We start from the raw sequence: 17,843 nt of genomic DNA, 5'->3' as shown, positions 1-17,843 counted from the left end.
TGCGCGAGATGGTGCCCTTGGCTCTCCAAGAAGCAAGCCACCGCCACGCTCGCCGGCCTTGGCTTCGAAGAGATCGAGAGAGTTTTCACGCATGTTCCGTATCGAGATTCGCCAGAGTGTAGGTGCCTGCGGGCTTGCCGCACTGACCAGTGGCTGGGCGCAAACCACCGAACCTCAGCCCCCCACCCTGCCCACCGTGGAGGTAAGCGACGCCACCCAGGCCCCCGGCCTGCTGCCGCTGGACACCCCGGTGGAGACAGGCAGCCGCCTGGGCCTGACCCCGCGCGAGACGCCCGCCAGCGTCACCGTGGTGGACCGCGCCACCCTCGAAGCGCGTGGCGCCCAGAACACGCAAGAGGCCCTGCGCGCCATCGCCGGCGTGACGGCCCATGATGCGCCGGGCAGCATCGGCGTGAGCTACCGGGGCTTCAGCAGCGGCTCCATCGCCCAGCTGTTCAACGGCATCAACGTGCAGTACTCGATCGCCGCGCGGCCCGTGGACAGCTGGATCTACGACCGCGTGGAGGCCATCGGCGGGCCGTCGAGCTTCCTGTTCGGCTCCGGTGCGGTCGGCGGGTCGATCAACTACCTCACCAAGACACCCGAGCGCTCGGACTTTGCCGAAGGGCAGGTGCGCGTGGGTGCCTACGGCCTCAAGGAGGTCTCACTGGGACTGAACCGGCGCCTGGGCGCCAGCGATGGCACGCCCGCGCGCCACCATGCGCGCCTGGACTTCAACCACCGCGACGCCGGCAGCTGGGTGCGCGGCACCGAGACGCGCGCCACCCAGCTGGCGGCTTCGCTGCTGTCCGATCTGGGCGGCGGCGCGACACATCTGCTGGCCTACGAATGGCAGCATGAGCATGTGGACCGCCCCTACTGGGGCACGCCGCTGCGCACGCCTGCGGTGGGCCGGCTGGGTGTGGACCCTGGCACGCGCTTTCAGAACTACAACAGCACGGACGGCCTGTACGCCCAGCGCGTGCAGTGGCTGCGCTCGGTCACCCAATGGCAGGCCACGCCCACGCTGCAGCTCACCAACACGCTGTACGCCTACGACGCGCTGCGGGACTACCGCAACGTGGAAACCTACCGTTTCAATGCCAGCAACACCCAGGTGATCCGCACGGGCACCTACCTGCAACGCCATGACCAGAAAGTGCTGGGCAACCGTTTCGAAGGCACCTACAAAGGCAGCCTGGCTGACCGCAAGAGCGACTGGGCCTTCGGCCTGGATGTGAGCGTGAACCGGCAAACGCGCTTCCCCAACGGACTCTCCAGCATCGTGAGCACGGTGGACCCCTACCAGTTCACGACTGAGAACTTCTTCGACATTCCCGACATGCAACCGGGCTTCAACCCGGACCGCGACAACAAAACCACGTCCACGGCCTTGTATCTAGAGAACCGCACCGCGGTGCTCCCCGGCCTCCACCTCGTCACCGCCCTGCGCCACGAGCGCATCGAGCTGGACCTGACCAACCGACGCGCCGTCACGACCGCCAACCCCGCGACCTTCAGCCGCGGCTACCGCCCCACCACGGGACGCATCGGTATGGTCTGGGACATAGCTCCCGACGCGAATCTCTACGCACAGTACGCCACCGCCGGCGATCCGCCCTCCGGCTCGCTCTCCACCGCGACCTTCGGGGATGTGCGCAACAACAGCGAACTGACGACCGGGCGCCAGTTCGAGCTGGGCAGTAAATTCGATTTCTGGGACCGCAAGGGCTCCGCAACCCTGGCCGCTTTCCAGATCACACGCAACAACATCGCCTCGCAGGACCCCAACAACCCCGGCCTGACCATCCTGGTCGGCGAGCAGTCCTCCCGTGGCATTGAACTCGCGGTGGGCCTGCGCCCTTCCGTCCAATGGCAAGTGCAGGCCAACCTGATGGCAACCCGTGCCCGGTACGAGAACTTCATGCAGGGCGGGGTTTCGCTGGCCGGCAAGACCCCACGTTCACGCCCGAACGCGTCGCCAACCTGTGGGTGACCTACGCCATCACCCCCATCCTCCATGCCAGCGCGGGACTGCGCCATGTGGGCAAGACCTATGCCGACGCAGCCAACACCATTTACTGGCCGTCATACACGCTGCTCGATCTGGGGCTGTCCTGGAAGATCAGCAAGACAGCCTCGCTAACCGGGCGCCTGCGCAATGCCACCGACCGGATCTACGCCGCCGAAGGACGCCCGGGCCAGGCCTACCTGGGCGCGCCGCGCACGGCCGACGTGACGCTGCACGTCGCCTTCTGAGCAACCGGAGGCCATGATGGTGCATGCCAAACGCTGGCTGTTTCTGGTCCACCGCTGGCTGGGCGTGCTGCTGTGCGCCTTCTTCGCCATGTGGTTCGTCTCCGGCGTGGTGATGATGTACGTGGGCTATCCCAAGCTCACGCCCGCCGAGCGGCTGATGCACCTGCCGCCGCTGCGCGGCGCCGCCGTGGCGCTGGAGCCCGACCAGGCCCTGGCCGCCGCCGGGCTGCAGGGCCCGCTGCGCGACCTGCGGCTGGCCGTGGCCAGCGGCGGGCGGGCGGTGTACCTGGCCACGCCCCAGCCGTCCAAGGCCGCCCCGCCCGGCGACGCACGCCCGCGCGGCGCCCCGGTGGTGATCGACGCCCGCACCGGCGCCGTGCTCACGGCCGTCGACGCGCCACGGGCATTGGCCAGCGCTGCAGCCTACGCGCAGGGTCCGGCCCATGCCGTTCACGAAGGCAGGCTGCAGGAAGACGCCTTCACCCACTCCCGCGCGCTGGACATGCACCGACCGCTGCACCGCGTGCGCCTGGGCGATGCACACGACACGGTGCTTTACATCTCCGGCACGACCGGCGAGGTGGTGCGCGATGCCACACGCACCGAGCGCCAATGGAACTACGCGGGCGCGTGGCTGCACTGGCTGTACCCGCTGCGCGGCGGCCTGGTGGACCGCTACTGGGCGGACATCGTCAATGCGCTGTCGCTGCTGGGTATCGCCGCAGTGGTCACAGGCGGCGTGATCGGCATCCTTCGCTGGCGCTTCGCGGGCACCTACCGCAGCGGCCGGCGTACGCCGTTCCCGTCCGCATGGGCGCGCTGGCATCACGTGGCGGGCCTGCTGTTCATGGTCGTCACGCTCGCGTGGATCTTCAGCGGCCTGATGTCCATGAACCCCTGGCGCATCTTCGACAGCGGCGCACCCGCTCTGCGCGCCAACGCCATGCACGGCGGGCCCCTGCAGCTGCCGCACGCAGGCGCACCCGTGACCGCCCTGCTGCAGGCTGCGCCCACCGACACGCGCGAACTACGCTGGACACGCACCGCCGGCCATGCGCTGGTGCAGGCGCTGCCAGCCTCTGGCCCGCCCACGGTGCTGGACGCGCATACCGCCCTGCCCCACGCATGGCAGCCGGGCGAGCTGGAAGCCGCCGCCGCCCTGCTGGTCGATGCGCCGCTGCAGCGCACCGACACCCTGCGCGCGTACGACGCTTATTACTACACGCGGGACGCCCACACCATGACCGGCGGCACCGACAAACCGCTGCCCGTGCTGCGGCTGGTGTTCGGCGACCCGCACGCCAGCTGGGTGCACCTGGACCCACACACGGGCGCCGTGCTGGGTCGGCTGGACCGGCACCGCCGCACCTCGCGCTGGCTGTTCGGCCTGCTGCACAGCTGGGACTGGCTGCCGCTGCTGCAGCGCCGGCCGTTGTGGGACGTGCTGCTGGTGGCACTGAGTGTGGGCGGCACGGTGATCAGCTTGAGCGGCATCGTGCTGGGCTGGCGGCGCGTACGGCGCAAGCTGGGCTGGCACACACCTGCCGCACCCCAGGCCCCGATGCGGTGATGGACAGCGCTGCATACTCGGGCGCATGCCCGCCACGTCTGCCCTGCCCGTTCTGTATTCGTTTCGCCGCTGCCCCTATGCCATCCGCGCGCGCATGGCGCTGGCGGTGAGCGGCCAGCGCTGCGAACTGCGCGAAGTGGTGCTGCGCGACAAGCCGGCGGCGCTGCTGGCCGTATCGCCCCAGGCCACGGTGCCCGTGCTGGTGCTGCCGGGGCAGGTGCTGGAGCACAGCCTGGACATCATGCGATGGGCCTTGGCGGCCCATGACCCGCACGGCTGGCTCAACCCCGGCCGGGGTGACCTGGGCGCCATGCTGGAGCTCATCGCGCAGTGCGATGGTCCGTTCAAGCGGGCGCTGGACCGTTGCAAGTACCCCAACCGCTACCCCGACGCCAGCCCGGCGGACGAACGGGCCGCCGCCCATGCCTGGCTGCGGGTGCTGGAACAGCGCCTGGCCTTGGAGCCGGGCGGGCACCTCTTCGGACCGCGCGCCGCCTTGGCCGACATGGCCATCGCGCCCTTCGTGCGCCAGTTCGCCGGCATCGACGACGCGCAGTGGCAGGCCGCGCCCTGGCCACATCTGCGCGCATGGCTGGTGCGCTGGCAGCAGTCGCCGCTGTTCCTGGGCGTCATGCACAAGTACGAGGCCTGGAAGCCCGGCGCGCCGCCCGTGGTCTTCCCACCCACAACCGCGTGAGATGGGTTGGAGACGGGGTGAAGACGAGGTGAAGCGCCGCGGGGCGCCCGAAGGCGCCCCGCGAGAGGTCAAAAAAGACGCGTAGTTATGCCCGGGCCAGCGTGTCCGGCGCGCCGCGCCCGCCGCGCACCAACAGCACCAGCAGCAGCACGGCAAACACCAAGAACCAGACAAACGACCAGTTGGCGATGGAGCCGCCGAGGAACGTCCAGTCCACCGCCGTGCAGTCACCCGAGCCGCGGAAGATCATGGGAATGGCGCGGCTGATGGGGTAGTTCTCGATCATTCCGTAGAAGTCGCGCCCGCAAGTGGCGATCTCTGGCGGGTACCACTGCAGCCAGCTCTGGCGCGCGGCCGTGAAGCCGCCAAAACCCGCCGCCGCCAGCGCCAGCACCGTCCAACCCATCCACCAGCCTTTTGCGCCTCTAGCGCTTGCCAGTCCTGTGAAGACCGCTACACCTATGAGAGCATAGCGCTGCACGATGCACATCGGGCAAGGCTCCAGTCCCACCACATGCTGCAGGTACATGCCAAAGGCCAGCATGGCCACGCAGGCGGCACTGATCAGCGCCAGGATGCGGCGCGGGGCGGTATCAATCCAGTTCAACAACACTTTTTGTTTTCCTTGCAGGGAGCGGCCTCTGCATCCGCTCCCTTGGCAGGCAGCGGCTCTCAGATGCCGGCGGCTTCGTCCAGAAACACCTTGGCGCGCCGCGGTGTCACCACCAGCGTCTCGCCCTCACGCAGCCCCATCTCGTGGAATTGCTGCGCCGGAATCTGCGCTTCGATCAACGCGTCCGAGGGCGCATTGTCCGCCGATTGGGTATCGCCCTCGGGAATTAGTTCCAGCCGCGCGATCGGCCCCACCACGATGGCGCGCGCCAACTGCACCACGATGCCGCGCGGGCGCCCGTGCGCGTCCAGCGCCTGGCCGGGGGAATAGCGCTCCACGTCCAGGTCGTGCGGGCGCACGTAGGCGAACGCGCGCGCATCGTCGGCGTGCTGGGCCTCGGGGCTTTCCAGCTGCATGCCGTCGTCCAGGTACACCCGGCCGTCGTTGGCGCGGCCCTTGAACAGGTTCACGTCGCCCAAAAAGCCATAGACGAAGGGGCTGGCAGGGTTGTCCCACACCTGCTGGGGCGTGCCCTGCTGCTCGATGCGTCCCTGGTTGATGACGACCACGCGGTCGGCCACTTCCAGCGCCTCCTCCTGGTCGTGCGTGACGAAGATGCTGGTCACGTGCAGTTCGTCGTGCAGGCGGCGCAGCCAACGGCGCAGCTCCTTGCGCACCTTGGCGTCCAGCGCGCCGAAGGGCTCGTCCAGCAGCAGCACCTTGGGCTCCACGGCCAGCGCGCGCGCCAGGGCGATACGCTGGCGCTGCCCGCCCGAAAGCTGGGAGGGATAGCGGTCGGCGATCCAGTCCAGCTGCACGAGCTTGAGCAGGCTCATCACCTTCTCCTTGATCTGCGCTTCGGACGGCCGCTCCTTGCGCGGCTTCATGCGCAGGCCGAAGGCCACGTTGTCGAACACCGTCATGTGCCGAAACAGCGCGTAGTGCTGGAACACGAAGCCTACGCCGCGCTCGCGCACGTGCACGTCGGTCGTGTCCTCGCCGCTGAAGTGGATGCTGCCCACGTCGGGTGTCTCCAGCCCCGCGATGATGCGCAAGAGCGTGGTCTTGCCGCAGCCCGAGGGGCCCAGGAGCGCGATGAGTTCGCCCGACTGGATGTCCAGGCTGACGTCGCGCAGCGCCTGGAAGTCGCCGAACTGCTTGCTGACGTTGCGGATTTCAATGCTCATGTGTTCATCCTTCAGCGCGGCGCGCCGGGCGCGGGCGCAGGCCGCTCGGGCGGCAGCGCGGCCGCGGCCTTCATTTCCTGTTCGCTCTTCCACTCGGCCACCGACTTGATGACCAGCGTGACCAATGCCAGCAGTGCCAGCAGCGAGGCGGCTGCGAACGCGGCCACCGATTGGTATTCGTTGTAGAGGATCTCCACGTGCAGCGGGATGGTGTTGGTCTGGCCGCGGATGTGGCCCGACACCACCGACACCGCGCCGAACTCGCCCATCGCCCGGGCATTGCACAGGATCACGCCGTACAGCAGGCCCCACTTGATGTTGGGCAGCGTCACGTGCCAGAAGGTCTGCCAACCGCTCGCGCCCAGCACCACGGCCGCCTGCTCCTCGTCGTTGCCCTGCGCCTGCATCAGCGGGATCAGTTCACGCGCGATGAACGGGAACGTGACGAACACGGTGGCCAGCACGATGCCCGGCACGGCGAAGATGATCTTGATGTCGTGCGCCGCCAGCCAGGGTCCCAGCCAGCCGTTGGCGCCGAACACCAGCACGTACATCAGGCCCGCCACCACGGGCGAAATGGAGAACGGCAGGTCGATCAGCGTGGTCAAGAAGGCCTTGCCCTTGAACTCGTACTTGGCGATGCACCACGCCGCGGCGATGCCGAACACCAGGTTCAGCGGCACGGCGATCACGGCCGTGAGCAGCGTGAGCTGGATGGCGGACCAGGCGTCGGGCTCGCGCAATCCCTCCAGGTAGGCATTCACACCCTTGCGCAGCGCCTCGGTGAACACGGCGGCCAGCGGCAACACCAGGAACAGCAGCAGGAACACCATGGCAAGGCCAATCAGCGCCCACTGGATCCAGCGCGCCTCGGTCGTTCCGGCCTGCGCGCGCCGCACGGTACGGGTGTTCGCGGCGCTCATGCGGGTGCTCCTGCGTGGCGGCGCTGCCAGGCCTGCAAGGCGTTGATGACCAGCAGAAGGACGAAAGAGATCACCAGCATCACCACCGCCACGGCAGTGGCGCCTGCGTAGTCGTACTGCTCCAGCTTGCCGATGATGATCAGCGGCGTGATTTCAGACACCATGGGCATGTTGCCGGCGATGAAGATGACGGAGCCGTACTCGCCCACGGCACGCGCGAACGCCATGGCAAAGCCGGTGAGCAGCGCGGGCGTGATGGCCGGCAGGATCACGTGGCGAAAGATCTGCCAGCGCGTGGCGCCCAGGCTGGTGGCCGCTTCTTCCAACTCCTTCTCGCTGTCTTCCAGCACCGGTTGCACCGTGCGCACCACGAACGGCAGGCCGATGAAAATCAGCGCAATCACAATGCCGTTGGGGTTGAATGCGAGCTGGATGCCCAGCGGCTCCAGGTACTGCCCCACCCAGCCATTGCCCGCGAGCAGTGCGGTGAGCGAAATACCGGCGACCGCCGTGGGCAGCGCGAACGGCAGGTCCACCAGCGCATCCACGATCTTCTTGCCCGGGAACTTGTAGCGCACCAGCACCCAGGCGATGAGCAGGCCGAACACCAAGTTCACGCAGGCGGCGATGAACGAGGCACCGAACGTGAGGCGGTACGACGCCAGCACGCGCGGCGACGCCACCGCTTCCCAGAACTGCGGCCAGGTCATGGTGAACGTCTTGAGCAGCAGCGCCAGCAGCGGGATCAGCACGATGATGCTCAGGTAAAACAGCGTGTAGCCCAGCGTGAGGCCAAAGCCGGGCAATACCCTCTTGGCTCGCCTGGGGGCGCTTTTCTTGCCACTCATATGGAGTTATCCGTTATTCGCCGCCGGTCAAAAGCCGGTGCGGCCCACGCCCGCAGGCACCGCGCTTGCATGCGCGGGCACCGCCACCCTACCCGGGCAGTCAGGCCGGGGTGAAGGCGCCAGGCGGCTCAGGGGCGTGTTCACTGCTTACTTGCCAGGCGTGTAGAGCTTGTCGAACTGACCGCCGTCGTTGAAGTGCACCTTCTGCGCCTCGGTCAGCGAGCCAAAGTACTTGGCCACCGTGAACTGCTGGATGGGCTTGAACAGGTCGGCATGCTTCTTGAGCACCGCCTCGGAGCGCGGGCGGATCGCGTGCTTGGCGGCGATCTCCTGCGCTTCATCCGAGTACAGGTAGTCGAGGTAGGCCTTGGCCAGCTCGCCCGTGCCCTTCTTGGCGACCGTGCGCTCCACGATGGCCACGGGGTTCTCGGCCGTCACGCTCACCGAGGGATAGACCGCATCCACCTTGCCCTTGCCGAACTCACGCTCCACCGACACCACCTCCGACTCGAACGTGATCAGCACGTCCCCAATGTTGCGCTGCAGGAAGGTGGCCGTGGCATCACGCCCACCCTTGGCCAGCACGGGCACGTTCTTGTAGAGCTTGCCCACGAACTCGGCCGCCTGCGCGTCGCTGCCGCCCTTCTCGCGCACCGAGCCCCAGGCGCCCAGGTAGGCGTAACGGCCGTTGCCACCGGTCTTGGGGTTCACCACCACCACCTTCACATCGGGGCGGATCAGGTCGTTCCAGTCCTTGATGTTCTTGGGATTGCCGTGGCGCACCAGGAACAGCATGGTGGAGGTGGTGGGCGATGCGTCATGCGGGAATTTCTTGGCCCAGTCCTTGGCCACCACGCCGTTGTCCGCGAGGAACTGCACGTCGGTGGTGGTGTTGAAGGTGACCACGTCGGCGGCCAGGCCATCGTTCACGGCGCGCGCCTGGGCGCTGGAGCCTCCATGGGCCTGGTCCACCTTGATGTCCACGCCCTTGGTTTTCTTGTAGTAGGCAATGAAGGCCTGGTTGTAGTCCTTGTAGAACTCGCGCGCCACGTCATAGGAGACGTTCAGCAGCGCATTGGCCTGGGCCGAGGCCAGCCCGCTGGCCGCCAGGGCCAGCGTGGCGAGAAGGGTCTTGAGCTTGGTTGCCGGGGTCATGGGAGCGCCTCCACGTTGCAGGAAATCATGCATTGTGGAGAGCGCAGGTTAAAACTCAAAAGAATATATTTTTGTAAATTTATCCACGGATGAGCATATGCAATGCCATCTGGCACACAGGCTCCCGGCACCGCCGTGGAAAGTAAAATTGGTCTCTAGCCCTTATGCGATAAGCGCTACCAGCTATCAAAAGCAAAGCACCCTTACATCGCCCCCCACTGGGGATCAAGCCGCACCGCCCATGCATCCCGCGCTCTTGCGTACACCACGCGCCGCCGCATCAGCGGGGCAGTGCCGCGCCGGCCGTGGCCGTGTCGCCCCGCTCACAGACCGCGGCGGAATGGCCGGGCACGGTTTCACCCAGAAAGTCCAGGAAGCTGCGCACCGCCGGCGACAAGCCGCGCCGCGACGCAAACACTGCATGCACCACGCTGCGCGGCTGCGTCCACTGGGGCAGCAGGTGCACCAGCCGGCCCTCCTGCAATTCGGACATGCACATGTAGTCCGGCATCCAGCACAAGCCCGTGCCCGCCAACGCGGCGAATTTGAGCGTCAGCAGGTCGTCGGCCACGTAGCGCGGCGTGAAGTGCACGGTTTCCTCGCGCCCCTCGGGGCCGATCAGGCGCAGGCTGGCGCGCCCGTCGGCCGCGGACATGGCCAGCGTGTCCAGCAGCGCCAGGTCGCGCAGCGAGGTGGGCGTGCCCTGGCGCCGCAGTTGCTCGGGGCTGGCCACCAGCAGCAGGCGCACCTCGTCCAGGCGCTTAACCACCATGCTGCCGCTGTCCTCCAGCGTGGGGCGCACGCGCAACGCCACGTCCACGCCCTCTTCCACCACGTTCACCACGCGGTTGGTGACCTGCATCTCCAGGCGCACCTGGGGGTGGCGCTGCAGGAACTGCGGCATCAGCTCGGCCACCACCGTCTGCGCCAGCGTCACCGGGCAGGTCACGCGCACGGTGCCGCGCGGTTCGGTCTGTACCTGGTCCACCGTGTCCTGCGCTGCCTGCGCCGAATCGCGCATGGCCTGGCAATGGCGCAGGTAGGCCTCGCCCACCTCGGTGAGCGACAGCGTGCGCGTGGTGCGCTGCAGCAGGCGCACGCCCAGGCGCGCTTCCAGCTCGGCCACGCGGCGCGACAGGCGCGACTTCGGGATCCCCAGCGCCCGGCCCGCCGCGGCAAAGCCGCCACGCTCGGCCACCTCGGCGAAATAAAGCATGTCGTTCAGATCCTGCATCGCGCGCCTTTCGTTCCAAATTCAGAACAATCTATCGCATCACCGCCTGCTTATCAAACATTCGGTCCAAAACGACAATCTATCCATCGCCCCATTGCGGGTTTGTCCCTATCCCCAGGAGATTTCCATGCAACTGCTGCACATCGATTCCGCCATCACCGGTGACCAGTCCGTCTCGCGCCAGCTCACGGCGCAGATCGTCGAGGCCTGGAAGGCCAGCCATCCCGCCACCCAGGTGAGCTACCTGGACCTGGTGGCCGACGCGCCTGCGCACTTCACGATGGATGCGATGGCACCGCGCACCGGCCAGACCGACGGCCTGAGCGAGGCGCAGCAGCGCGAGAACGCCGTGTCCGAGCGGCTGGTGAGCCAATTCCTGGCGGCCGACGTGGTGGTGATCGGCGCACCGTTCTACAACTTCGCCATCCCCACGCAGCTCAAGGCCTGGATCGACCGCATCGCCCAGCCCGGCCGCACCTTCCAGTACACCGCCAACGGCCCCGAGGGCCTGGCCAAGGGCAAGACGGTGATCGTGGCGTCGAGCCGCGGCGGCGTGTATTCCACCAGCGAAGGCGGCCGCGCCATGGAGCACCAGGAAAGCTACCTGCAGACCGTGCTGGGCTTCTTCGGTGTGACCGACGTGCGCTTCGTGCGCGCCGAGGGCGTGGCCATGGGTGGCGATGCCAGGGCCCAGGCCCTGGCCGCCGCCGCCCAGGCGATCGAGGCCCACGTAAAGGCCCATGCCGCCAACCAGGACCGCGTCAGCCAGGCCGCCTGATCGGCCCCCGGCGCCTCGCCAAACAAAACCCGCCTCCGGCGATGCCGGGGCGGGTTTTTTCATATCAAAATAGGCTATAACCCTTTATAGTCAAGCGCAAATAGCTACTCAATTGATAGCAACCGTCAGCCGTTGTGGCGCTTGACCCAGGCGATGTACCGGTCCATCCAGCGCTGCAAGAAGTCCTTGCTGCCCTCGCCGATGGTGCCATCTTCGTTGAACAGGCCGTCCTTGGCATGGATGAAGGCCTCGGGCTGGCCCAGCGTGGGCATGTCCAGGTAGGCCAGCACATTGCGCAGGTGCTGCTGCGCCATCGCCGTGCCCATGGCGCCGATGGACACGCCGATCACACCCGCGGGCTTGCCCGCCCAGGCGCTCTGGCCATAGGGGCGCGATGCGTTGTCGAGGGCGTTCTTGAGCACGCCGGGGATGGAGCGGTTGTATTCCGCCGTGACGAACAGCACGCCCTGCGACCCGGCGATCTCCTTCTTGAGCCGTTGCACGGACTCGGCCTGCTGGCCGTCGTCGTCCTGGTTGTACAGCGGCAGGTCGTCGATGCGCACCTGGTGGAATTCGCAGTCCGCGGGCGCCATGCGCGCCAGCGCGTGGGCCAGCTTGCGGTTGAACGAATCCTTGCGAAGGCTGCCGACGACGACGGCAATGCGGTAGTGGCTCATACGGACCCTTTCTGGCAGAGGTAGGCGCCGCGCAGCGCCATCGCTGTGGCGGGCGGCCGGACCATCTTACGGGCCGCCGTGGAACGCCGCTGTCAGACAAGCGGCGGTCACGGCACCGGGGCCGGGGCCCGTCGAGGCCCCCCGCCGCGCGCCATCACCAGCCTGCCAGCACCGAGCCCTTGAACTGCGTCTCGATGAAGCGACGGATCTCCTCGCTCTGGTAGGCCTTGACCAGTTGCGCCACCCAGGGCTTGTTCTTGTCGGCCTCACGCACCACGAGCAGGTTGACGTAGGGGCCGTCCGGGCTTTCCTGCGCGATGGAATCGGTCTTGGGGTTCAGGCCAGCGGAGATGGCGAAGTTGGTGTTGATGGCCGAGGCGTCCAGGTCGTCCAGCGAGCGCGGCAGCTGCGCGGCGTCCAGCTCCACGAACTTGAGCTTCTTCGGGTTGCCCACCACGTCCAGCGGCGTGGCCTTCAGGCCTGCGCCGTCCTTGAGCTTGATGAGGCCCTGCGCCTGCAGCAGCAGCAGCACGCGGCCGCCGTTGGTGGGGTCGTTGGGAATGCCGAAGCGCGCGCCTTCCTTCAGGTCGGCCAGCTTCTTGACCTTCTTGGAATACAGGCCGATGGGGAAGTTGACGGTGTTGGCCGCCACGGCGAACTTGTAGCCACGGTCCTTGATCTGCGCATCCAGGTAGGGCTTGTGCTGGTAGCTGTTGGCGTCCAGGTCGCCGGCGGCCAGAGCCGCGTTGGGCTGCACATAGTCGCTGAACTCCACCACCTGGATCTTCAGGCCCTGCTGTTCGGCCACTTTTTTGACCTGCTCGAAGATCTGCGCGTGCGGGCCCGCCGTCACGCCGATCTTCAGCGGCTTGTCCTGCGCCAGGGCGTGGCCCGAGAGGCCGGCGGCCATTGCCAGGGCCAGGGTCGATTGGAGCAGGGAGCGCTTGGAAATCACGGGAAACCTTTCATACCGTTACAGGGAGAGCCGGCATCGTAGCCCCTGCGGCGCGCCCTCCGAACGAATACTTTTCCATATCCAAAGAACCCGCACACATGAAGAGCACCCGGGCGGCAGAGCACCTGAGGGGGTGAAAGGCCGCGCATCCTCCACCGCCCCGGGAAGGCCGCGGCGGCGCCCCGTCAGCCCTTGAGCGCCACGTTGTTGAGCTTGTCCAGCCGCGCGGGCCAGCCGCCCTCCTCGGCCGACTGCAGCAGGATGCGCGTCCAGGCGATCCAGGCGTCCCACTGCACGCGCTTGTCCCAGGCATTGCCCCAGGCGCTGAAGGCCTGCAGCGCCCCGCGTGCGGCGCACGCCGCGTCGTGCGCGCGGCCGGCCGACAGGTACAGCTGTGCCAGCACCATCTGCGGCTCGCCCACCCAGGGGTTCAGGCGCACGGCCTGCTCCAGCGTGGCCGTGGCGCCGTCCAGGTCCACCAGCGGCTGCGCCAGCTGGATCACCGACCAATACAGGGCCGTGGCGGCCGCCTCGTCCTGCGCCGTCAGGCCCTGGCTGCACTGGTCGAACACGGGCGGCAGCGGCAACTGCCCGCGCAGCCCGGGGTGCTGCAACGCCAGGCCCAGCGCCGCGATCTGGCTGACCATGCGGGCCGTGGGGCGCATGGGTCCGGGCCACAGCGACGCGGCCCAGTGCACGGCCTGCGGGCGCGAAGGATCGACGGCGGGAAAGCGCGAGTAGATGTCGTCCTGCCAGCTGAACCACTGCTCAATGGTGTCGGCCATGCTGACGACGGTGAAAGCCGCCACCTCGTAGGGTGCGAGGTGCACGGTCTGGCGCGGCGCGGGGCCGTTCTTCTCCACGACCAGCGAGCCGTCGGCCTGCAGCTCGCCGGCCAGCAACTTTTGCACGAACTGCGCGCGGCTCATGGTGCAGAACAGGTACACCAGGTGCTCGGCGCTCTCGCCCACCAGCGCCTGCAGGCGGCCGCGCTCGCTGGCTGCGTCGAACTTCACCAGGTCGACGAAGGCATTGCCGTACACGCTGTGCAGCAGCCCGAGCAGACGCACGTCCCGGGGCTGGCCCCACAGCGCCAGCGACCGGGCCACGCCCACCAGGTGATGGCGGAAGGTTCCGGCCTTGTGCCAGTCTTGCCCCACGCCGCGCGCCAGCACCATGGGCAGCACGGGAGCCAGATCGGCATCGTGGGCCAGCCATTCATCGTCCAGCAGGGACTGGGCGCGCTGGAACAGCGCGTCATCCGGTGGCGCAAAGGCGGGCAGTGCGGGCATGGCGGGGTCTCCTTCGTGGTAGTGGCTTTGCCATCGAGTATCGGCCAAGCCGCCCGCACACGCAGGTCTTCTGTCAAAACAGCCCGCGGCGCCCGCTGCACAAGCGCCAAAAGCTATCAAATCAGGAGCTTACACATCCCGTGTGCGCCCCCCTGCCCTGCATCAGCGGTGCGACAGGCGGCGCACGGCCCAGTCACCCAGGCTCTGGATGGCTTGCACGAAGAAGATCAGGATGACCACCACGGCCAGCATGATGTCGGGCAGGAAGCGCTGGTAGCCGTAGCGGATGCCCAGGTCGCCCAGCCCGCCGCCACCGATGGCGCCGGCCATGGCCGAGTAGCCCGTGAGGCTCACGAAGCTGATGGTCAGGCCCGCCACGATGCCCGGCAGGGCCTCGGGCAGCAGCACCTTCCACACGATCTGGCCGGTGGTGGCGCCCATGGACTGCGCGGCCTCCACCAGGCCGTTGTCGACCTCGCGCAGCGCCGTCTCCACCAGCCGCGCCACGAACGGCGCGGCGGCGATGGTCAGCGGCACCACGGCCGCCCAGGTGCCGATGGACGATCCGGTGATGAAGCGCGTGAACGGGATGATGGCCACCAGCAGGATGATGAACGGCGTGGAGCGCACGGCATTCACGATCCAGCCCACGATCTTGTTGGCCGGGCCGTTCTCCAGCACGCCGCCCGCGTCCGTGAGGCGCAAGAACACACCCAGCGGAATGCCCACCAGGCCGCCGACGATGCCGGACACGCCGACCATGATGATCGTTTCCCACAGCGAGGTGACGAACAGCTCCAGCATCATTTCAGAAAAGTTCTCGAACATCGCCCGCCCCTCAGCCTGTCACTTCCACGGTGCGCACCACCACGCCGTTGGCACGCAGATAGTCGATGGCCGCGCCGATGCGCGCCATGTTGCCGCTGGCGTACACCGCCAGCGAACCGAAGGTCTGGTCCTGGATCTCGTCGATCTGGCCATGCAGGATGGACAGGTCCAGTCCCAGCTCGCGGATCAGGTGCGACAGGATCGGCTCGTAGGCATGCTCGCCCGCATACGACAGGCGCAGCAGCTGGCCGCTCGCGCCCGGCTCCAGCCGCGCGGCCAGGCTGCGCACGCGCGCCAGCACCCCGGCGGGCAGCTCCTGGGGCACGATTTCATCGATCAGGCTCTTGGTGATGTCCTGCTGCGGGCGGGTGAACACATCGACCACCGGGCCCATCTCCACGATGCGGCCCGCGTCGATCACGGCCACACGGTCGGCAATCTGCTTAATGACCTGCATCTGGTGCGTGATCAGCACCACCGTCACGCCCATTTCGCGGTTCACCTGGCGCAGCAGGTCCAGGATGGAACGGGTTGTCTCGGGGTCCAGCGCGCTGGTGGCCTCGTCGGACAGCAGCACCTTCGGGTTGCTGGCCAGCGCACGCGCAATGCCCACGCGCTGCTTCTGCCCCCCCGAGATCTGCGCCGGGTAGCGGTCGGCCAGATGGGCCAGGCCCACCAGGTCCAGCAGCGGGTCGATGCGCTTCTTGATCTCGGCCCGCGGCATGCCCGCCAGCTCCAGCGGCAGCGCGGCGTTGTCGAACACCGTGCGCGACGACAGCAGGTTGAAGTGCTGGAACACCATGCCGATCTCGCGGCGCGCGGCGCGCAGGTCGGCGTCGGACAGTTGGGTCATGTCGCGCCCCGCCACCATCACCTGGCCGGCGGTGGGGCGGTTGAGCAGGTTGATGACGCGGACCAGTGAACTCTTGCCCGCGCCCGAACGGCCGATGATGCCGAACACCTCGCCCGGCGTGACATGCAGGTCGATGCCGCGCAGGGCTTCGACGGGGCCCTGCGGGCCCGGGTAGATCTGGGTGATACCCCGAAGGTCAATCATGAAATGCAATGCAAAGCGCGCGCAGGCTGCCCCCTCAGGGATGGCCAGCCGCGGCGGGTGAAGATCAGAACAGCGGGTGAATGTAATTGTTCGTTATGAAAAACCCAACGAACAAAAAGTAGGCACATAAGACGGCCCCGTTATGAGGCGTGCTTCAGCGAGCCGGGCGCTGCCCCTGCCGGGCGGCAGTGCCACGCAGTAGCGGAGCACAGGGGCGATTTTAGGTGACGGGGCACATCCCCGGGCCGGCGTGCGCCTGCGCCTGGGGCAGGAGCACGCGCAACTGCAGCCGTCCTGCCAGGGCGAATGGCAACCAGTGCCAGCCCGCCCAGCGATGCGCAAGACTCGCCTACCACCGACAGCACAAGCGTATGGCGCGCCACCTATCCACGGCTGCGTGGCGCGTGGGGTCTAGCGCCGGCGGCCTGCATGGGGCCCTCGCCCACCGTACCATTCACCGTTCCCGACACGCCCCGCTGCCGGCTCTCCGTCGCCGCCGCGCCCCACCGCGCGGGCTTTCTCCCTCCACCTATGCAAGAACGCTCCTGGTCTCCCGTTGTTTGGATTGGCTATGCCATGTGCGTCGGCGTCATGGGCACGGCGCTGGCCAGCCCGCTGTACCCGCTCTACCAGCAGGCCTGGGGGCTCAAGCCCAGCGACATCACGCATCTCTTCGTGGTGTACATGTTCGGCGCGCTCACCAGCCTGCTGTTTCTGGGGCGGCTCACGCAGCGCCACGGCTTCCTGGCCATCCTGCGCACGGGCCTCGCGCTGATGACCGCGGGCGTGGTCCTGTCAGCCCTGGCGTGGAATGTGCCCGTCTTCATGCTGGCGCGGCTCATGATCGGGCTGGCGTCGGGAATGATCACCACCTCGGCCTCCATCGGCATGGTGCAGGCCCGCCCCGGGCGTGATCCACGGCGCACGGCCGCACTGACCACCGTGGCGATGACGCTGGGTTTCGGCCTGGGGCCGCTCGTGGGCGGCTTGATGGCCCAGTGGGTGCCCCACCCGCTCGTCACCGCCTACGTGCCCACGGCGGCCATGGGCCTGCTGGCGGTGTATGCGCTGCACCAACTGCGCGGGCTGCCCACAGGGGGAACGCGGGACGATGCCCTGCCGCCCGGCACCTGGCGCGGCGTGATCGCACAGTGGATGCCGCGGCTCACGCCGCCGCCGCGCCTGCGCCGGCGCCAGTTCTGGCTGGCGAGCATGGGCGCCTTCAGCGCCTTCGGCATGTTCAGCCTGTACTCATCGCTGGCGCCCAGCTTCATGCAGGAGATCGTGCCCTGGCATGGGCCGGCCGTGAGCGGACTGTCGATCGCGATGATCCTGTTCCTGTCGTCCGCGTTCCAGTTCATGGTGCGCAACTGGCGCACCAAGCGCGTGGCCCTGGCCAGCGGCTGCGCGCTGGTGCTGTGCAACCTGCTGCTCATGGCGACCACGCTCACCGGCGCCACGCTGGTGTTTGGCGCGGCGGTGATCGCCACGGCCTTCGGCCATGGGCTGGCCAATGTGGCGGGCATGGGCGTGGTGGCCAAGCTCACCACGCCCGAAGAGCGCGGCGGCCTGCTGTCGTCCTACCTGATCGTGGGGTACCTGGGCACCATCGTGCCCATCCTGGGCATGGGCTGGCTGTCGGACCACGTGGGCCTGAACCGCGGCCTGCTGGTGTTCTGCGGCGCCATGGCCCTGCTGAGCGCCGTGGTCACCGCGCTGGGCATGCGCACCGCGGAGATCCCCGTGCCGCAGCAGCACCTTTAACCGCTG

Annotated in this window: 15 protein-coding genes and 1 pseudogene; 5 read left to right on the top strand and 11 right to left on the bottom strand. The window is 67.8% G+C overall.

Going from position 1 to position 17,843, the window contains the following annotated elements:
- Positions 1 to 91 precede the first annotated feature (91 nt).
- From BV908_RS12540 to BV908_RS12530, 3 genes and pseudogenes are all read left to right on the top strand, one after another.
- A pseudogene (locus BV908_RS12540) lies at positions 92 to 2,259 on the top strand (TonB-dependent receptor).
- A 16-nt stretch (positions 2,260 to 2,275) separates the two neighbouring features.
- On the top strand, positions 2,276 to 3,829 hold the full coding sequence (locus tag BV908_RS12535; RefSeq protein WP_103738340.1) for a PepSY-associated TM helix domain-containing protein: 1,554 nt from the start codon (positions 2,276 to 2,278) through the stop codon (positions 3,827 to 3,829).
- A 25-nt stretch (positions 3,830 to 3,854) separates the two neighbouring features.
- On the top strand, positions 3,855 to 4,526 hold the full coding sequence (locus BV908_RS12530; RefSeq protein ID WP_103738328.1) for a glutathione S-transferase: 672 nt from the start codon (positions 3,855 to 3,857) through the stop codon (positions 4,524 to 4,526).
- Positions 4,527 to 4,611: 85 nt separating this feature from the next.
- On the opposite strand, the gene BV908_RS12525 is transcribed toward BV908_RS12530, so the two are convergent.
- The 6 genes from BV908_RS12525 to BV908_RS12500 all read right to left on the bottom strand — a co-directional run bounded on the left by BV908_RS12525 (position 4,612) and on the right by BV908_RS12500 (position 10,486).
- On the bottom strand, positions 4,612 to 5,139 hold the full coding sequence (locus BV908_RS12525) for a disulfide bond formation protein B (RefSeq protein WP_103738327.1): 528 nt from the start codon (positions 5,137 to 5,139) through the stop codon (positions 4,612 to 4,614).
- Between the two features lie 59 nt (positions 5,140 to 5,198).
- A complete protein-coding gene (locus BV908_RS12520) occupies positions 5,199 to 6,326 on the bottom strand; it encodes a sulfate ABC transporter ATP-binding protein (protein WP_011805541.1) in 1,128 nt (375 codons plus the stop codon).
- Between the two features lie 11 nt (positions 6,327 to 6,337).
- Positions 6,338 to 7,249 carry a sulfate ABC transporter permease subunit CysW gene (cysW, locus tag BV908_RS12515; protein ID WP_015913097.1) on the bottom strand — a complete coding sequence of 304 codons (912 nt, stop codon included), beginning with the start codon at positions 7,247 to 7,249 and terminating at the stop codon, positions 6,338 to 6,340.
- Positions 7,246 to 8,097 (bottom strand): sulfate ABC transporter permease subunit CysT, encoded by an 852-nt coding sequence (gene cysT / locus BV908_RS12510; protein WP_103738326.1) that lies wholly within the window; start codon positions 8,095 to 8,097, stop codon positions 7,246 to 7,248. The genes cysW and cysT overlap by 4 nt, the downstream gene beginning before the upstream one ends.
- 147 nt (positions 8,098 to 8,244) lie before the next feature.
- The gene (rpsI, locus tag BV908_RS12505; protein ID WP_088888535.1) at positions 8,245 to 9,252 is read right to left on the bottom strand and encodes a 30S ribosomal protein S9; all 1,008 of its coding nucleotides are present in this window, start codon (positions 9,250 to 9,252) and stop codon (positions 8,245 to 8,247) included.
- 280 nt (positions 9,253 to 9,532) lie between these two features.
- Positions 9,533 to 10,486: a LysR family transcriptional regulator gene (locus BV908_RS12500; protein WP_015913095.1), complete on the bottom strand. Its 954-nt coding sequence runs from the start codon at positions 10,484 to 10,486 to the stop codon at positions 9,533 to 9,535.
- A gap of 127 nt (positions 10,487 to 10,613) precedes the next feature.
- Here BV908_RS12500 and BV908_RS12495 point away from each other — a divergent pair, with 127 nt between their 5' ends.
- Positions 10,614 to 11,264, top strand: a complete 651-nt coding sequence (locus BV908_RS12495) for an FMN-dependent NADH-azoreductase (RefSeq protein WP_103738325.1) — start codon at positions 10,614 to 10,616, stop codon at positions 11,262 to 11,264.
- 125 nt (positions 11,265 to 11,389) lie between these two features.
- Here the strand turns inward: BV908_RS12495 and BV908_RS12490 are convergent, their stop codons facing one another.
- The 5 genes from BV908_RS12490 to BV908_RS12470 form a co-directional block, all read right to left on the bottom strand.
- Positions 11,390 to 11,941 carry an NAD(P)H-dependent oxidoreductase gene (locus tag BV908_RS12490; RefSeq protein ID WP_011805547.1) on the bottom strand — a complete coding sequence of 184 codons (552 nt, stop codon included), beginning with the start codon at positions 11,939 to 11,941 and terminating at the stop codon, positions 11,390 to 11,392.
- A gap of 154 nt (positions 11,942 to 12,095) precedes the next feature.
- Complete coding sequence (locus tag BV908_RS12485) at positions 12,096 to 12,896, bottom strand: MetQ/NlpA family ABC transporter substrate-binding protein (protein WP_011805548.1); 801 nt, start codon at positions 12,894 to 12,896, stop codon at positions 12,096 to 12,098.
- A gap of 185 nt (positions 12,897 to 13,081) precedes the next feature.
- The gene (locus tag BV908_RS12480) at positions 13,082 to 14,188 is read right to left on the bottom strand and encodes a DUF6817 domain-containing protein (RefSeq protein ID WP_103738324.1); all 1,107 of its coding nucleotides are present in this window, start codon (positions 14,186 to 14,188) and stop codon (positions 13,082 to 13,084) included.
- Between the two features lie 162 nt (positions 14,189 to 14,350).
- Complete coding sequence (locus BV908_RS12475; protein ID WP_011805550.1) at positions 14,351 to 15,016, bottom strand: methionine ABC transporter permease; 666 nt, start codon at positions 15,014 to 15,016, stop codon at positions 14,351 to 14,353.
- 10 nt (positions 15,017 to 15,026) lie between these two features.
- Positions 15,027 to 16,073: a methionine ABC transporter ATP-binding protein gene (locus BV908_RS12470; protein ID WP_011805551.1), complete on the bottom strand. Its 1,047-nt coding sequence runs from the start codon at positions 16,071 to 16,073 to the stop codon at positions 15,027 to 15,029.
- A 531-nt stretch (positions 16,074 to 16,604) separates the two neighbouring features.
- Between BV908_RS12470 and BV908_RS12465 the strand changes: the two genes are divergently transcribed.
- A complete protein-coding gene (locus BV908_RS12465) occupies positions 16,605 to 17,837 on the top strand; it encodes an MFS transporter (RefSeq protein WP_246867503.1) in 1,233 nt (410 codons plus the stop codon).
- The last annotated feature ends 6 nt before the right edge of the window (positions 17,838 to 17,843 follow it).

Source organism: Diaphorobacter sp. LR2014-1, assembly GCF_002916785.1.
Taxonomy (GTDB): Bacteria; Pseudomonadota; Gammaproteobacteria; order Burkholderiales; family Burkholderiaceae_C; genus Diaphorobacter; species Diaphorobacter nitroreducens.
The sequence above is the reverse complement of the archived record's forward strand: the minus strand, read 5'-3'. Positions and strand labels throughout refer to the sequence as shown.

What these genes read in the sequence shown, in the direction of transcription:
- cysW (WP_015913097.1), bottom strand. Translation starts at nt 7,249, where the DNA reads ATGAGCGCCGCGAACACCCGTACCGTGCGGCGCGCGCAGGCCGGAACG.
- BV908_RS12490 (WP_011805547.1), bottom strand. Translation starts at nt 11,941, where the DNA reads ATGAGCCACTACCGCATTGCCGTCGTCGTCGGCAGCCTTCGCAAGGAT.
- BV908_RS12495 (WP_103738325.1), top strand. Translation starts at nt 10,614, where the DNA reads ATGCAACTGCTGCACATCGATTCCGCCATCACCGGTGACCAGTCCGTC.
- BV908_RS12520 (WP_011805541.1), bottom strand. Translation starts at nt 6,326, where the DNA reads ATGAGCATTGAAATCCGCAACGTCAGCAAGCAGTTCGGCGACTTCCAG.
- BV908_RS12475 (WP_011805550.1), bottom strand. Translation starts at nt 15,016, where the DNA reads ATGTTCGAGAACTTTTCTGAAATGATGCTGGAGCTGTTCGTCACCTCG.
- BV908_RS12530 (WP_103738328.1), top strand. Translation starts at nt 3,855, where the DNA reads ATGCCCGCCACGTCTGCCCTGCCCGTTCTGTATTCGTTTCGCCGCTGC.
- rpsI (WP_088888535.1), bottom strand. Translation starts at nt 9,252, where the DNA reads ATGACCCCGGCAACCAAGCTCAAGACCCTTCTCGCCACGCTGGCCCTG.
- BV908_RS12500 (WP_015913095.1), bottom strand. Translation starts at nt 10,486, where the DNA reads ATGCAGGATCTGAACGACATGCTTTATTTCGCCGAGGTGGCCGAGCGT.
- BV908_RS12480 (WP_103738324.1), bottom strand. Translation starts at nt 14,188, where the DNA reads ATGCCCGCACTGCCCGCCTTTGCGCCACCGGATGACGCGCTGTTCCAG.
- BV908_RS12535 (WP_103738340.1), top strand. Translation starts at nt 2,276, where the DNA reads ATGGTGCATGCCAAACGCTGGCTGTTTCTGGTCCACCGCTGGCTGGGC.
- BV908_RS12465 (WP_246867503.1), top strand. Translation starts at nt 16,605, where the DNA reads ATGCAAGAACGCTCCTGGTCTCCCGTTGTTTGGATTGGCTATGCCATG.
- cysT (WP_103738326.1), bottom strand. Translation starts at nt 8,097, where the DNA reads ATGAGTGGCAAGAAAAGCGCCCCCAGGCGAGCCAAGAGGGTATTGCCC.
- BV908_RS12470 (WP_011805551.1), bottom strand. Translation starts at nt 16,073, where the DNA reads ATGATTGACCTTCGGGGTATCACCCAGATCTACCCGGGCCCGCAGGGC.